The sequence below is a fragment of the Marinomonas flavescens genome (assembly GCF_004352835.1).
In the GTDB taxonomy this organism is placed as follows: domain Bacteria; phylum Pseudomonadota; class Gammaproteobacteria; order Pseudomonadales; family Marinomonadaceae; genus Marinomonas; species Marinomonas flavescens.
The window spans coordinates 12,500-28,867 of the sequence record NZ_SJSB01000024.1 but is presented as its reverse complement, the minus strand read 5'-3'; the positions used below and the strand labels follow the sequence as shown (position 1 = coordinate 28,867).

Genomic DNA, 16,368 nt, shown 5'->3' with positions numbered 1-16,368 from the left:
GCGATTAATCGCTTATTTCAAGCCATATCGGACTCAAACTGACCCAGGTTGAGCCTCACGTTCACCTTCATTATTTCAATCGGTTTTTCAAGCCATTTTGCCTAGTCCTGATATTTGATGACGGCGTTGCTATCGCTCTGATCTTACCTGAACTTTTAATATTACTTCTGGTCTTACTAAGCTAACGTAACACTGATGTTACAACACCGCCTAAAGCTCTGTTAGAAAGCACTTTAGGCAAGGTGAGCTGATTCTATTTATTAGCCATTTTATCGCCAGTAACACATGATATTTTCAATTTTAAAAAGACTAATAACTGATCAATTTTATAAAACCCTGCTCAGTTGATTGATTTTTATCAGTATTAAATGACCTTATTGGCTCTTTTCCGAACAGAAGGGTAATCTCTAAACTATCTGTTAAGGTAAAGCTTCGTTATAGTACAAGTATGTAAATCTAAGGAATCCTGAACCGCTATGTCACACCCGGATGCGACCCGAATCAACAATAACGCAATAAGAGGCGCTAAACTTTGAACTCTTTGCTTTGGCTACCTTTTCTCCCATTACTTGGCACGTTTGTTCCTTTGTTAACCGCTCGTTATAGCCGAACAGCCTGCGCCTTCATGACCGCGGTATTACCGGCGGTGACATTATTTTTGATCTTATCCCATGCTAGCGACATTTTTAGCGGTAAACACTTCTTTGCTTCCGTACCTTGGGTTCCTGCAATAGGGTTAGAACTTGCTTTTCGTCTAGATGGCCTATCGTTACTTTTTTCTATTCTTATCTTAGGGATCGGCCTGTTGGTCATTCTGTATGCGCGATATTATTTATCCGCGCAAGATTCTATGGGGAAGTTTTACGCCTACTTAATTCTATTTATGTTCGCCATGCTGGGTGTGGTGCTTTCTGACAATTTGATCCAGCTGTGGTTTTTCTGGGAATTAACAAGTATTAGCTCCTTCTTGCTGATTAGTTTCTGGGGCCATAAATCCGAAGCACGTAAAGGTGCTCGCATGGCATTAACGGTGACGGGCGCAGGTGGTTTAGCCCTTTTAGCAGGACTTTTATTATTAGGTCACACCGTTGGGAGTTATAGTTTACAAACCGTGCTTGATAGCGGCGATTTGATCAAGGCCAGCGCCAGTTACCCAATCATTACGGTACTGATTCTTTTAGGCGCGTTTACCAAGTCCGCTCAATTTCCTTTTCATTTTTGGCTGCCTAATGCCATGGCAGCGCCGACACCGGTAAGTGCTTACTTACACTCTGCGACTATGGTGAAAGCAGGCATCTTTCTGATGGCGCGCTTTTACCCCTCTTTAGCTGGCACAGATTTATGGTTCTTGTTAGTCAGCTTAACTGGCTTGGCAACCTTCCTTACTGGCGCTTATGTCGCGCTTTTCCAACACGATTTGAAAGGCTTGCTGGCTAACTCGACTATCAGCCATTTAGGGCTTATTACGTTGTTGCTGGGTATGGGGACCGACTTAGCGGCTGTGGCTGCGATTTTCCATGTCATCAACCACGCTATCTTTAAAGCGTCCCTATTTATGGCTGCAGGAATTATTGACCATGAGTCTGGCTCGCGTGATATGAGACAGTTAAATGGACTCTGGAAGTACATGCCGTATACGGCGACTTTAGCCATGGTCGCCGCCTCCTCAATGGCTGGTGTGCCCTTGCTTAACGGTTTCTTATCTAAAGAAATGTTCTTCACTGAAACCTTACATCAAGCTTCTCTTGGCTCTTTATCTTGGATGATTCCGGTCTTGGCGACATTAGGTGGCGTATTTTCTGTCGCCTACTCCATGCGCTTCATCCATGATGTGTTCTTCAATGGGGAGCCCATTAATTTACCTAAAACGCCTCATGAACCTCCACGTTACATGCGAGTTCCCGTAGAAATTTTAGTGGCACTTTGCTTAATGGTGGGGATCTTCCCAACCATGATCGTTGGTAATTTACTCTATTCTGCCGCATCTGCAGTGCTTAATGGCGATGTGCCTCACTACAGTTTGGCCATTTGGCACGGTTTTACTTATCCTTTGCTGATGAGCTTTATTGCCATGACGGGCGGTTTGATAATTTATACAAATCGTCAACATTTCTTTAAATTCCATGCCCAATTTCCAACCAGTGATTCGAAACTTGTCTTTGAGCGCGTAATGCAAACACTCGCCAGTAAAGCCCATAAGTTTATTAGCTTTACTGAAAACGGCTCCTTACAGCGTTATATTTTCTTTACGCTGCTCTTAGCCATTGTCATGACAACGGTTCCCCTACTTCAGCTGAATACCACGGCGGGACAACGGCCAGAGATTCCTGTCGATGCTCTTTCTATCACCTGTGTCGTGCTCCTGTGTGTGGCTGGTGTTGCGACGGTTATTTGGCACAGACGTCGCTTAATCGCATTGTTAACGCTCTCTGTCGTTGGTTTGATCGTTTCTTTAGCCTTCGCTAAGTTCTCCGCACCCGATCTTGCATTAACGCAACTCTCGGTAGAAGTCGTAACCGTCATACTGCTGATCCTAGCCTTGTTCTTTTTACCTCAAAAAACACCGAAAGAGTCGTCCCCGCGTCGCGTCGTTCGCGATCTAGGGTTAGCCGCATTTGTCGGCGGCACAGTCGGTACAATTTGTTATGCCTTAATGACTCGCCCATTAGATACCATTTCTACGTTCTTTACTGAGAACAGTAAAACGGGCGGCGGTGGCACTAATATTGTAAACGTCATTCTAGTCGACTTTCGTGGCTTCGATACGTTAGGAGAAATTACCGTACTTGGCATTGCCGCTCTCGGTATCTATAAGTTAATTGCCAGAATGCGCTTATTTATGCCCTCTAGCGATGACAAAGGTAGACCTTGGTCAGAAGACAAATACCCTCTTTTACTGGCTGTGATTTCACAAAGTTTATTGCCACTCGCTCTTTTAGTTTCTGCGTATATTTTCTTACGTGGACACAATATGCCTGGAGGAGGCTTTATCGCTGGTCTTATCACCTCTGTGGCCATCATTCAGCAATACATTGCTCACGGTGTCGACTGGATCAAACAGCGACTGAAGCTGGATTATCAAATCATGATCGGCAGCGGTATTGGTATCGCGACACTCAGCGGACTAGGCAGTTGGTTATTCAGCCGTCCATTCTTAACGTCTTGGTTTGATTACTTTTACTTACCCGTTATTGGCAAATTCGAACTGGCTAGTGCGATGATGTTTGATCTCGGCGTATTTTTAACTGTCGTTGGTGCCACAATGTTAATTTTGGCTAACCTTGGTCAGCTCACCACCAGCGAACGCGCTACGCAAAAGGAACATGAATAATATGGAAGGCATGTACGCATTCTGCGTTGGATTACTTACCGCCTGCGGTGTGTTTTTAACACTAAGAGGCCGCAGTTTTTCTGTGGTAGTTGGACTCACACTCCTTTCTTACGCAGTGAACTTATTTCTGTTCGCCAGTGGTCGCTTAAAACTAGACGCTGCTGCTGTGTTAGGGCAATCAAAAAGCATTGGCGACCCGCTCCCTCAAGCTCTCGTTTTAACCGCAATCGTTATCGGCTTTGCGATGACGGCTTTTGCTGTGATTCTAGCCATGCGCGCCAGAGCAGATTTAGGGAATGATCATGTTGACGGTCAAATACCTCAACCGAGACATGGCATTAACCAAAAAACAGGAGGGGCAAAGTAAATGCAGCATTTGAGCATTTTGCCTATTCTTATTCCTTTGATTGTTGGCGCGGCACTACTATTGCCTCCGCTGTCTAAGAACATTCAAAGACAAAGAGTCGCCGCCCTTTTTGGTCTTTTTTCACTGATGATTTCTGCTTTCTATTTGCTCTATCAAGTACAAATGGAAGGCGTTCACCTTTACGCGTTAGGGGATTGGCAGCCGCCTTTTGGCATTGTTTTAGTCGCTGATCCAGTATCGGTATTACTCGTCGCACTAACCTCTTTCCTTGCGTTTGCGGTCATGCTTTATGCTGTTAATGGACAAGATAGAGGCGGGGCGTATTTTCACCCTCTCTTTATGTTTCAAGTTATGGGCATTAATGGCGCGTTTTTAACGGGCGATATTTTCAACTTATTCGTTTTCTTCGAAGTGTTGTTAATTGCTTCTTATGCCTTACTCGTTCATGGCGGAGGCAAACAGAGAACCCAAGCGACGTTGCATTACGTCATTCTCAACCTAGTGGGCTCTAGCCTCTTCTTATTTGGCCTAGGCATTATCTACGGTACGCTTGGCACATTGAATATGGCGGATCTTGCAGTCAAAGTCAGCAGCTTGCATGCGGAGAATGCCACACTCGCAAAAACTGGTGCGCTCTTACTGTTAGTGGTGTTTGGACTAAAAGCAGCGATGCTACCATTGCATTTTTGGCTGCCAAAAACCTACGCTAGCGCCAGTGCCCCCGTGGCAGCCTTGTTTGCCATTATGACCAAGGTCGGAATTTATAGTATTTTCCGTGTTTATACGGTTATTTTTGGGGATCACGCTGGAGAATTAGCAAATATAGCCACACCATGGCTTTGGCCTCTGGCGTTGCTCACTATTGTCGTTGGTACGATTGGAATCTTGGCCAGCCCTGGTTTAAAAACTCTCATCGGCAACTTAGTTGTTCTGTCTAGTGGTACTCTCCTTGCCTGTGCAGCGATCAATTCTGAAGCGGCCACGTCTGCAGCGCTTTATTATCTGGTGCACAGTACGTTAGCTTCGGCAGGGCTTTTCTTACTTGCCGACATGATTGCAAGACAGCGAGGCCAAGCAGAAGACCGATTTGTCCATTCACGACCATTAATGCAACCTAGGCTGCTGGCTATTCTGTTTTCAGTTGGTGCCTTAGCTATGATAGGAATGCCCCCTCTTTCAGGCTTCATTGGTAAGATCATGATTTTACAATCGACCCAATCTGTCGCGGAATCATTATGGTTGTGGCCGTTGGTATTATTAGGAAGTTTGGCAGCATTAATTACCTTTTCGCGGGGTGGGACAACGCTATTTTGGCGCCATAATGGAAATGTCTCAACAGAAGGCGAAGCGGCAAAACCATTAGAAATCACCGCGGTTATTCTGTTATTTCTCGCGTCTCCGGTCATGGTTATCTTTGGGGGGGATATGACAATCTATACCCAACACGCTGCCCATTATTTACATGACTTCCAATCTTCAGCTTATGACTTACTGCCAGGAATAATGCAATGAGATTTTTCCCTATGCCCTTCCACAGCATGATGCTGTTTGTGGTTTGGTTGCTACTCAATAATTCTATTAGTGCTGGTCAAATAGTTCTGGCGGCCTTTTTTGCGATCACCATCCCTTGGCTGGTTAAAGATATGCGTGACGAGCATCCCAAAATTCGCCGACCTTTTTTGGCTATTCGCTATGTTTTGATGGTGATGAAAGACATCGTTGTGGCCAATGTAGAAGTCGCTCTTTTAATTATTGGACCCATTAAAAAACTTCAGCCTGGCTTTGTTGCCATCCCTATTAATCTGTCATCAGATTTAGGAATCACCATACTAGCAAGCACGGTTTCGTTAACACCTGGAACCGTCAGCGCTGAGATATCAAAAGATAAAACTTGGCTTTATATTCACTCACTTCATCTTGATGATGAACAAGCCTTAATTGCCGAGATTAAAACTCGCTATGAAGCCCCTATCAAGGAGATCTTCGGATGCTAATCTGGACCATTACTATTGTTGCAATATGCATCTGTATTGCACTGATATTAAATCTATGGCGCTTAATTCAGGGACCAACTATATCTGACCGGATCTTAGCGCTGGATACCATGTACATAAATACCATTGCCTTGATTCTACTGTACGGCATGTACATAGGAAGTGGCTTGTACTTTGAAGCGGCATTACTTATTGCCATGTTAGGGTTTGTTAGTACCGCAGCACTATGCAAGTACTTACTTCGTGGCGACATCATAGAATAGGACTAATTATGCCTTTATATCTCGAAATTATTGTTTGTGTTCTGTTATTAATCGGTGGCATTTTTCTACTGGTTGGTTCTTATGGTCTTGCGCGTTTGCCCGATATTTATATGCGCTTACACAGCCCAACCAAAGCCTCAACGCTTGGCATCACAGGTGTCTTATTGGCTTCTATGATTTTGCAAAGTTACCTGCAAGATTTTGTGTCTATAAAAGAGCTGCTGATTACCTTATTTTTGCTAATCACCGCTCCTGTTGCGGCCAATATGATCGCTAAAACAGCGATTCACCATGGCATCAAACCTTTAGAAAAAACACGCGGGAAAAGTTTGATAGAAAAAATGCGTCACCGTAATAACCCACCAGAATAAGCCTTTTACTTTTAGAGCATGAAAGTAGATAGCTAAAAAAGCCCTTCTAACAGAAGTTAGAAGGGCTTTTTATTTTAAGGCGCGTTACGATATCTAAGTAACTAGTTAAGAGACAAAATATTCGTTTTACTAATGCGGTGGCGATAAATTTCACGCAAATATTTGATCGCATTTTTCACATTTTTCACATCAAGACGAATATCATTAATTGAAACAAAACGATCGGAATCTTCAATTAGCTCGCGATATTTCTTCTCGTACATTGGTTTAATTGCATACCAGTTAGTATCAAGAATTTTGGCTGGATTTTCATACTCCATAAAATACTTATCGACCATATCTTCATCAAAATCCTCACATTGAATAAATTCAATGACAGCTTTATCAATCTCGTCCGTATAGCGATATTCATCACGAGCGAAACAACGCTTCATGTAAGCAACCATTAAGGTCAAGAAGTCATCACTCAAACATGGGCTTTTTGCCACTAGAGTAGTTAACGACAAATTAGCAGATGCGCCAATAACTAAGGCATAACGCTTAAGCGTAGTATTTGGAAAAAGACGATTCAAATGTACTTTCAAGCGATTCATCGCCGTAAAAGATAATTTGAATTCACGTGGCACCGAGATGATTGAAACAATTGAAGAACAGTTCTTGAAGAAATGAAGGTGATTCAACTTATTCGCATCGTAATCACTCTTACGATAATCTACGATTGATTGTCGATAGCGTTCAGACTCTACTGGTAATACGCTGATCCCTTCAATAGCAGAAGTGTCGCCATTAAAATGTGGCAATTCAATAGAACGACAAAAGAGATCATCTATATCAACCTCACTGTTAGAGCCTTTTGTGTTTACTACACTTTCAGCGTAAGCAACTGCGACAGGACCAGCGAGACTCATAAACAAGTCATTAGCGTCCAGACGAATCGTTTCAGAAATATCAATACCAGCCCGACGGAAATAGTCTTCATCGTAATCTGTAGTTACGGCTTGAGCAGTAAGAATATTGAATATCTGCTGTGATATATATTGGTTTGCGTATTTTTCCATTGTATTAATATCGATGTCATCGATATCATTGCCATTTTCTTCTTCCGCATAACGCATAATATCGTTTGAAATCAACATCATGGAGTTCCAGGGACGGATGCGTTTCATCACATTTTCTGGCGCCTCATCATTGTCGCGCTCTTCGTTGTAAGAAAAGTCCCATTCCTCAGATACATATTTAGTCAACAAACGGCCGGCATTGATATGCAAGGCTTCAGAGATATCAATACTTTTGCCTGAAATATTCGGTAGGATACAAATACCAGAGGTAAAAATAGGCTCAAATACAAAACTATGACGTTTATCTACTGCCGTTTTTTCTTCGACACGGTAATCGAATGTCTTACTTAAATAAGAAAATTGTTGGGCTAGACCAAACTCAGAAGCCATCCCAGAACCAGTACCACCACCAGCACTGAAAATATAGAAATAAAGACGCGATTGGTTTGCTTTGATGCCACAAGAGTCAACTAAGTAAGAGTGCAAATGACGCCAACTCTCATTTTTAAAACTGGAGGTGTCTTTATTAAGAATAATTTTTGCTAAGTATTGACCAAGAATTGGGGCATTACCTGCACCACCCGCATGCACTTCGGAAAGATCCATAATCTGAAGTTTACGATACGCTTCTAAAAAACGAGCTCGACCAGCTTGATTAGAAAAACGAATACGCCCTTCAATATCTTTGTCTAAATCCCCAAGTAAAACAATGGGCTCAATCAAAAAAACAGGCGTAGAATTGGATTTTTTATCCATCGGCAAATGCTTGCGAATCCAACGCAATGGTTTATGTTCACTTTCAAGCATCTGCTTTTCATGGTACTCCACCTCATTCAGATAACTCGTGCGAGCGTTATATACTAGCGTCGCTACTTCTAAAGCAATATTAGAACCACAACGACCCAATCCAACCAAGCAAACAGAAGGAAAGTCCTGCTCTGAATGAGTATCACCATCAGACACAACAGGATTTATCTGCTGACGAATCACATCTAAGTTATCTAGAATTTTTTCTAAACTGGGTTCAGTATAAAAGAAGTGTTCAATCGGAAGAATTTCTCGGCTCATAAAAATGTCCCTGTAAAAATCACTGAAGGATTACGTAAGCGTAGCCAGCATTTTTCATAATCTTAATAATTTTATATGTACGATACCACCGTTGTTGATTTCGTACATATAAAATAGATAAGCTCTACACTAACAACCATTTAGGACAATATCACTATTTAAAGACAAAGTAAGCATTAAGAAAGAATATCCAAATTGGATGTTCTGCAACAATTTTTAAATTTCAAGCGATTGTTTTAATTGATAAAACTAAAAACCACTCACATTTCTCCTAATAGCACAGAAACAGCTGAGCTCGGCATTGGTTTATAAAAGTAATAGCCCTGATATATTTGGCATCCCATATCTTTTAACAACTCTGCTTGTTGGCGAGTCTCAACCCCTTCTGCAACCGTAATAAGCCCCAAGTTACGCGCTAAGTGAATAATTGTTTCACAGATGGTTGTGTCTTCCGAGTGCTTCCCACACTCATCTACAAATGACTGGTCAATTTTTAAAACATCCAAAGGCAAACGTTTTAGATAATTAAGCGACGAATAACCAGTGCCAAAATCATCGACTGAGATTTTTATCTTGAGCGCTTTAAGCTCTGCCATAACAGCAATACAACACTCAATATCTTGAAGTAGAACACCTTCTGTAATTTCAATTTCTAGCAGTTCACCAGAGATCGAATAAAACGCTAACTTTTCCGAAATATAGGAAACAAAGTTGTTTAACGTAAGGTGACGGCCTGAAATATTTACCGACACAGGAACAAGCGTTAGGCCTTTCTTCCGCCATTCAGACTGCTGCTTTAAGGCGCGATCAACGACCCATTCTCCTATTTTCACAATGAGGCTGGACTCTTCCGCGATTGGAATAAAATCACCGGGAGAAATAAGTCCTTTTGATGGGTGATTCCAACGAATAAGCGCTTCTAAACCAACGATATGATCCTTATCTATAAAAACTTTGGGCTGATAAACCAAACTAAATTGATCAAGCATAAGTGCTTCATGCATCTCCTGCTCAAATCCAAACTTTTTCGTAACAGCAAAGGCCATTTCTGGCTGAAAAAATTGTGCATTGTCGCGACCTTTTTCTTTTGCCCAATACATGGCGATATCTGCCTGCTGGATCAGTTTATCGGCATCTACTTTGGCATCACAAGAAAGAGTAATGCCAACGCTAGTGGGAATATTTAACAACTGTCCTCTTAAGCTAACAGGTTCTCGCATAACCTCTAGAACCTGTTGAGCACGCTGTTTTATGGTTTTTTCTGATACGTCTTTCGTCATCATTAAAATAAATTCATCACCGCCCCAACGAGCAATAATGTCAGAGTCATCAGACACTTGAGCTAATCGTCCAGCCACTTCACACAGCAGCTCATCTCCCGCTTTATGACCTAAGGTGTCATTAATCGTTTTGAATTTATCTAGGTCTAAGAAAAGCAAGCCTACCGATGTGTTTTGCTTTGACGCAAAGAGCAAGGCTCCTACCAACTTATCCATTAAGTAGGTACGGTTATACAAACTAGTCAATGGGTCACTGTAGGCCAGAAAACGAAGCCTTTCTTGCAACTTGAATTGCCGGGTAACGTCTCTTATATGTAAAGTAAACTCTTCTAGGCTTACAGATGTATTGTCCACTTTTGTTCGAGTAATCGAAATCTCAGCGGGGAAGAAATTATGGAGATCTCTTCGTAAACGAAATGCGTTTCGTCGATTAAGAACCAATCCTTTAGAAGAAGAAAAACCTACGTTTAAACTCCCTAAGATGACATCTCGATCTTCCTCAAGAATAAAACTGTCGATGAAGCTTTTACCTTTCACCTGTTTTTTGAGGCAACCAAACGTTCTCTCTGCAGCAGGGTTAAATTCGATCACTGCACCTTGTTGATCTATAGTAACAATGCAATCCATAGATGAATTAAGAATGGCGGTTTTACGCATTTCACTTTCTTTAAAACGTGATAGCGCCTCGTCACGCTGTGCAATTTCTTCATTTACTCGGCCTATCACTTGATTATATTTACGAGCAATTTGCCCTACCTCGGTAAACGGCTCTTCAAGAACTGGCGCAGAAAAATCAACATTGTTTTGTTGATATTGCATGGATACTAATAAGTCAAAAAGCTCTGTCGTTGCACGATGCTCAGAGACATTCAGACCTTGTTCTTCCTCTTCTATTGTTACTCTCAACGGCATAATTTTATTTAGTAGCCGCATAGAGACATAGCCCACCACAAAACAATACGCACCGATTGACACAATCCCTAATGCTTGAACACTCAGCTGCTGGATAAAACTTAACCCTGTGCCTATTTTTTCAGGGTCGCCAAACAGCGCCACGCTCAAAGTGCCCCAAATTCCAGCAAAGAGATGCGCAGGAACGACGTCGAGTGCATCATCTAGGTGCAATCGTTCCATTAAAAGACTGCCATAATAGACCACGACACCAGATACGGCTCCAATAATGGCCGCTGATGCTGGTGAAACCACGTGACAAGACGCCGTTATACCAACAAGCCCAGCAATAACACCATTTAAAATAAAGCTAACATCGACAAAACCGTCTCTAAAATAATTAATTAATGCTGCTATTAGCCCGCCCCATACAGCAGAAAGAAAGGTATTCAAAATAATAATAGGTACATCATTTGTGAGCGACAATGTACTGCCGCCATTAAAACCAATCCAACCAAACCAAATCAGTAAAACACCAAGGGCCGAAAGAGGTAAATTATTCCCTGGCGGCAAACGAATACCCTGTTCAAACCGACCGAGTCTTGGTCCAATAATTATAATCGCTGCGAGAGCCACCCAACCGCCGACAGAATGAACTACGGTTGAACCAGCAAAATCGATAAAACCCATGGATTCTAGCCAACCTTGCTGGCCTGTTCCTCCATAGGCTCCAGACCAAGCCCAATGGCCTGTAATCGGATAAATAATCGCCATTAGAATCACTGTGACCGCCAAATACCCTATAAAAGACATGCGCTCAGCAACCGCGCCAGAGGTCAAAGTAGCCGCCGTGCCACAGAACATCATTTGAAAAAGGAAAAAGCTGATTTGCCAAGGTGTATTATGGTCGCCGAACACAAACTCAGTGGAACCAAACATGCCCCAGACAGAATCACCGAACATAATACCAAAGCCAAATAGCCAAAATATTGCGGTAGAAATAACAAAGTCAGAGATGTTTTTGGCTGCTACATTAATACTGTTTTTACTTCGAATACGGCCACTTTCCAAGCATAAGAAACCAGCTTGCATCATAAACACCAGTGCTGATGCCACTAGCAACCAATAAAAATCTGACATAAATATCCTCTGTAGATACACTCATCCCTAGTAAGAGAGGCATCATAATGACCGCCTCACCACGCTCGATTATCAGAGCCGCTCTGCAAATACGACACAGTGCCAGTACTAGTCCATTCAATACTCACGCCAACTTGGTTTTTTTAAGCAATGTTTGATAAACCTCTGATATAGAAGATTTAATTTTCTAATGGAAATACTCACAGAAAACACAGGTTGAATACATGATTCGCTAGGAAGAGAATGAAAATAAATGGCCGAAGACGGCGAAGACAGTAGAAGAAACATCAAGAAAAGAGGTGTAGATCAAATATATTTATATAAAAAAGCTCAGCCTTGATAGCTCAACCTGACTATCAGGACTGAATTATTAAGGCTGAGCAATAAAACGCAGTCGTTTTGTATCGCGATTCGTTGTTTGGAAAAAAGTCCAAAAACGTTTAGCTAAAAGTCAGAATATAATTATCTGCAGCAAGGTAATCCGCTTCTCGCTGTAAGTTAGCAAGCGTCAATGGCCTGTTGTCTAGCCAATCGGGTAAGAACTCCGCATGTAGACTCTTATCGCCTGCTTTCAAAGTGAAAATAGGCATGTCACCCTCTTTACGGTCATTGTGTAGCAAGATAGACAGTCGTAAAAGTATCGCGAGTCGATCCAAGTCTTGTTGATCACTTTTTGTAAATTTGTAATCCAAAGACTGAGTGAACTTCCGACGGTGACGTAAAATAAGATTAGCCAATGCTTGCTGTTCCTGTTGGGAAAAGCCCGGCATATCTGATTCACTGATGATATAGGCGCCATGCTTATGGTATCGGCTATGCGATATTCCGACGCCTACTTCATGAAGAAGACCTGCCCAACGCAGCAAATCTTCGCTGGAAATACTCTTTACTTCCCAGTCATCTTTTACTTGAGCCAATGCTGACAACGCAGTATGAGTAACCAGTTTCGCCTGTTCTGTATCGATGTGATATTGGTTGAGCATATAGTTAACGGTACGCTCACGAATATCTGATTCTGCATAACGTCCCATAATGTCATACAAGACCCCTTCTCGTAGGGCACCGGTCGAAAAGTCCATCTGCTTGATATCAAAACATTCAAATACCGCGGTAAGAATAGCGATACCTGCAGCAAAGGTACCTTTGCGCTCCGGCTTTAAGCCTGGAAGGTCAATATTATCCGCATGCCCTGCTTCTAATAACGCTTTTTGAATTTGCTTGAGCGTTTTTGGCGTGATGCCTTTTTTGCTCCAGTTATTCTCTTTAATAATGTTAAAAGCGGCTTTTATTGTTCCCGATGAACCAATGGCAACATCCCATTGTTCATCCAAGTAATCGTCTTGAATACTCAATAGCTCTAAGCGAGCTGCGGTCACTGCCTTTTGGAAATTCGACTTAGTAATGGAGCCATCTTCAAAGAAACGCTGACGAAAACCCACACATCCCATATGCAAGCTTTCTGTGAGTATCGGTTCTAGCTGCTGGCCGATAATAAATTCTGTACTACCGCCGCCGATATCAACAACAAGTCGCTTTAGCTCACCATGATCCATGGTTTTCGAAACACCGACATAAATCAGTCGAGCTTCTTCTCGTCCTGCAATAATTTCGACTGGGTGGCTCATGATATCCATGGCTTTGCCAATAAAATCATAACGATTTTTCGCCACACGCAGCGCATTAGTTCCAACAACACGCACCGAGCCTGGAGGCATGTCTTCGATTACTTGCGCAAATTGTGCGAGGCAATCCAATCCTCTTTGCTGAGATTCTTCATCAAGAATCCCATTATGTAAACCCGCTGCAAGCTGTACTTTTTCACCAAACTCGCTAGTAATGCGTAATTGTCCATGGGTAACTTGAGCAATTACCATATGGAAACTGTTCGAGCCTAGGTCAATAGCCGCAATTTTTTCAAAGGGAAAGTCATGAGATTGTTGCAGGAAGAGTGATTGCATCCAGAACGCCTTAAGTCATGGTCTTGATCAATAGAGTATATCAGGTGTCCTCCATAAAAATAAGAAAACCAACAGCGATGAGGCGTGAATTCTACGCGCTATTTAAAAACATCCGCGACGATGAAAAGAAATACAATTAAGAATTGTAAATTTGAAAATGAATGCATAAAAAATCAGTGAGTTCGATCAAAAAATTAACAAAAAGTGCCTTTTTAGCCCTTTTCACTATAGACCTTGCGTTTAAGTCCCACTATAGTAGGGACGGTCTTAATAAAAGTTTGGTTATTTTCACAGATTTTTTAGGACTCCAATCAAATTGTTTCACGCTGTATTGGCTTTGCCCCAACTGGGCTCATTTAGTAACCTTAGTAGAGAATAAATCTTTTTCAGGTTTCTTGATGCCAAATAGCTGATATATTGTTAAATACTTCCAGACATTGATTAGTGTTCATATTAAAACCTGATCCCGTCAATTTTCCTCTTAAGATGAGCTAATGCAAAACCCGTTTATGAACCTTACCGAATTAAAACAGAAATCAGTACACGAACTCTTAGATATCGCAGCTGAGATGGGCTTAGACAATATGGCCCGCTCTCGTAAGCAAGATGTCATCTTTTCTATCCTTAAGCGACATGCTAAAGGCGGCGAAGATATATATGGCGACGGTATCCTAGAGATTCTGCAAGACGGCTTTGGCTTCCTACGATCCCCTGATAGCTCTTATTTAGCAGGGCCTGACGATATATATGTATCACCTAGCCAAATTCGTCGCTTTAATTTACGAACTGGCGATACTATTGCCGGAAAAATTCGACCACCTAAAGATGGCGAGCGTTATTTCGCATTATTAAAAGTTAGCGAAATCAACTTCGACAAACCTGAAAGTGTTCGTAATAAAATTCTTTTCGAAAACTTAACACCTCTTTTCCCTGATGAACGCCTATTAATGGAAGCGGGTAATGGCTCAACAGAAGACATTACTTCACGCATCATTGATCTTGTTGCGCCTATGGGTAAAGGGCAGCGCGCCTTGGTTGTTTCTCCGCCAAAAGCGGGTAAAACCTTCATGCTGCAAAATATAGCCAACGCGATTACCCGTAACAGCCCAGAATGTCATTTGATCGTTTTATTGATCGATGAACGTCCTGAGGAAGTAACAGAAATGTCACGTACTGTTCGTGGTGAAGTTGTTGCATCTACATTCGATGAGCCACCAACTCGTCACGTGCAAGTTGCTGAAATGGTGCTTGAAAAAGCCAAACGTCTTGTTGAACACAAACGCGACGTTGTCATCCTACTAGATTCTATTACTCGTCTTGCTCGTGCTTACAACACGGTGATCCCTTCTTCCGGTAAAGTATTAACCGGTGGTGTTGATGCTAACGCCCTAGAACGTCCAAAACGATTCTTCGGTGCAGCACGTAACATTGAAGAAGGTGGCAGTTTGACCATTATTGCAACAGCATTGGTTGATACTGGCTCTAAAATGGATGAAGTAATCTTCGAAGAATTTAAAGGAACAGGTAACTCAGAGTTACACCTTGATCGTAAGATTGCTGAAAAACGCACCTTCCCGGCAATCAACATTCGCCGTTCAGGTACTCGTCGTGAAGACCTTCTTACTTCTGAAGACGAACTACAGCGTATGTGGATTTTACGTAAGTTGTTGAATCCAATGGAAGATGTTGCTGCAACAGAATTCTTGATCGATCGCTTACGCGTAACCAAAACAAATGACGAATTTTTTGAGTCCATGAAGGGCAAAAATAAATAATTCTGTCTGACTAAATTAAAAAACCACTTTTAGTAAGTGGTTTTTTTTTACCTAAATTGTCAGTATAACCAATCATTCGTTTGAGAGATTTTTATACTTACTGAAGCAAGTGAGACTTGCAACGGAGCAGCAAAGTGAAAAACGTAACCGCAAAAGTTAGTTCAGTTGAACGTATTAATAAAAATGTCTACGAAGTGACACTTAAAATAGACAATACGTCATTTATTGCGGGACAATATTTGATGGTTGTTTTGCCTACAGGCGAACAAGTTCCGTATTCTATTGGCAGCGCACCTCACGTTCTACCCAATATTACTTTGTTTATTCTTGTCTCTGATTCAAATTCTTTAGCGAACAAGGTCATCGAATACATCAGTGCAAATGACCACATTGACATTAAAATGCCTGGTGGTGACAGCCACCTTGAAAGCGGTGCTTTTGTAGAAAGCGCAGAGCACATTCTTTTAATTGCCGGCGGTACTGGTTTTTCTCAAATGAAAAGCCTTTACGACAGCCTGATCAAGCGACAGTTTAAAGGACATGTTTCTTTGTATTGGGGCTTAAGAACGCCAGATGATATTTTCATGCAGGATTGGATCAAGCAAGCACAAGATGAGCACACCTTCTCACTAGATGTGGTTGTTAATGACGCTGATGAAAGTTGGCAAGGAAGGACTGGTTGGCTATATGAAGCCGTATTAGAAGATCATCCTGACCTCAGCAATAGCATCGCCTTTATCAGTGGCTCGGTAGGAATGGTGTACGGTACATTAGATCAACTCGAAACAAGAGGTATCAGCAAAGAACATTGCTTCTCTGACGTTTTCGCTTATGCACCTCACCCGAGCAAGCCCGCACAATAAAAGATAACG

11 protein-coding genes are annotated in these 16,368 nt (G+C 42.0%); 8 read left to right on the top strand and 3 right to left on the bottom strand.

The features are described from left to right. The first annotated feature begins 532 nt into the window (after positions 1-532). From E0D70_RS16655 to E0D70_RS16630, 6 genes are read left to right on the top strand one after another with little or no spacing between them, the layout of a single operon-like run. On the top strand, positions 533-3,331 hold the full coding sequence (locus E0D70_RS16655; RefSeq protein ID WP_133013402.1) for a monovalent cation/H+ antiporter subunit A: 2,799 nt from the start codon (positions 533-535) through the stop codon (positions 3,329-3,331). A 1-nt stretch (position 3,332) separates the two neighbouring features. Then, a complete protein-coding gene (locus E0D70_RS16650) occupies positions 3,333-3,698 on the top strand; it encodes a Na+/H+ antiporter subunit C (protein WP_133013401.1) in 366 nt (121 codons plus the stop codon). Next, on the top strand, positions 3,699-5,210 hold the full coding sequence (locus E0D70_RS16645) for a monovalent cation/H+ antiporter subunit D (protein ID WP_133013400.1): 1,512 nt from the start codon (positions 3,699-3,701) through the stop codon (positions 5,208-5,210). It abuts the gene before it with no gap. Beyond that, entirely contained in the window at positions 5,207-5,692 is a 486-nt protein-coding gene (locus tag E0D70_RS16640) for a Na+/H+ antiporter subunit E (RefSeq protein WP_133013399.1), read from the top strand. Before E0D70_RS16645 ends, E0D70_RS16640 begins: the two co-directional genes overlap by 4 nt. Continuing rightward, on the top strand, positions 5,686-5,955 hold the full coding sequence (locus E0D70_RS16635; protein ID WP_133013398.1) for a K+/H+ antiporter subunit F: 270 nt from the start codon (positions 5,686-5,688) through the stop codon (positions 5,953-5,955). Before E0D70_RS16640 ends, E0D70_RS16635 begins: the two co-directional genes overlap by 7 nt. Before the next feature lie 8 nt (positions 5,956-5,963). Then, the gene (locus tag E0D70_RS16630; RefSeq protein WP_133013397.1) at positions 5,964-6,326 is read left to right on the top strand and encodes a Na+/H+ antiporter subunit G; all 363 of its coding nucleotides are present in this window, start codon (positions 5,964-5,966) and stop codon (positions 6,324-6,326) included. A gap of 101 nt (positions 6,327-6,427) precedes the next feature. On the opposite strand, the gene E0D70_RS16625 is transcribed toward E0D70_RS16630, so the two are convergent. The 3 genes from E0D70_RS16625 to ppx form a co-directional block, all read right to left on the bottom strand. Beyond that, positions 6,428-8,452, bottom strand: coding sequence for an FtsZ/tubulin family protein (locus E0D70_RS16625; RefSeq protein ID WP_133013396.1), 2,025 nt, complete (start codon positions 8,450-8,452; stop codon positions 6,428-6,430). A gap of 260 nt (positions 8,453-8,712) precedes the next feature. Continuing rightward, positions 8,713-11,763: an ammonium transporter gene (gene amt / locus E0D70_RS16620; RefSeq protein WP_133013395.1), complete on the bottom strand. Its 3,051-nt coding sequence runs from the start codon at positions 11,761-11,763 to the stop codon at positions 8,713-8,715. Positions 11,764-12,203: 440 nt separating this feature from the next. Beyond that, a complete protein-coding gene (gene ppx, locus E0D70_RS16615) occupies positions 12,204-13,721 on the bottom strand; it encodes an exopolyphosphatase (protein WP_133013394.1) in 1,518 nt (505 codons plus the stop codon). Positions 13,722-14,230: 509 nt separating this feature from the next. Between ppx and rho the strand changes: the two genes are divergently transcribed. Both rho and E0D70_RS16605 read left to right on the top strand, forming a co-directional pair. Next, entirely contained in the window at positions 14,231-15,496 is a 1,266-nt protein-coding gene (gene rho / locus E0D70_RS16610; RefSeq protein ID WP_133013424.1) for a transcription termination factor Rho, read from the top strand. Positions 15,497-15,630: 134 nt separating this feature from the next. Then, positions 15,631-16,359, top strand: a complete 729-nt coding sequence (locus tag E0D70_RS16605) for an NAD(P)H-flavin reductase (protein WP_133013393.1) — start codon at positions 15,631-15,633, stop codon at positions 16,357-16,359. Positions 16,360-16,368: the final 9 nt, after the last annotated feature.

Excerpts from the sequence above, each read along its gene's own strand:
- E0D70_RS16650 (WP_133013401.1), top strand. The coding sequence starts at position 3,333 with ATGGAAGGCATGTACGCATTCTGCGTTGGATTACTTACCGCCTGCGGT.
- E0D70_RS16645 (WP_133013400.1), top strand. The coding sequence starts at position 3,699 with ATGCAGCATTTGAGCATTTTGCCTATTCTTATTCCTTTGATTGTTGGC.
- E0D70_RS16640 (WP_133013399.1), top strand. The coding sequence starts at position 5,207 with ATGAGATTTTTCCCTATGCCCTTCCACAGCATGATGCTGTTTGTGGTT.
- E0D70_RS16635 (WP_133013398.1), top strand. The coding sequence starts at position 5,686 with ATGCTAATCTGGACCATTACTATTGTTGCAATATGCATCTGTATTGCA.
- E0D70_RS16630 (WP_133013397.1), top strand. The coding sequence starts at position 5,964 with ATGCCTTTATATCTCGAAATTATTGTTTGTGTTCTGTTATTAATCGGT.
- E0D70_RS16625 (WP_133013396.1), bottom strand. The coding sequence starts at position 8,452 with ATGAGCCGAGAAATTCTTCCGATTGAACACTTCTTTTATACTGAACCC.
- amt (WP_133013395.1), bottom strand. The coding sequence starts at position 11,763 with ATGTCAGATTTTTATTGGTTGCTAGTGGCATCAGCACTGGTGTTTATG.
- ppx (WP_133013394.1), bottom strand. The coding sequence starts at position 13,721 with ATGCAATCACTCTTCCTGCAACAATCTCATGACTTTCCCTTTGAAAAA.
- rho (WP_133013424.1), top strand. The coding sequence starts at position 14,231 with ATGAACCTTACCGAATTAAAACAGAAATCAGTACACGAACTCTTAGAT.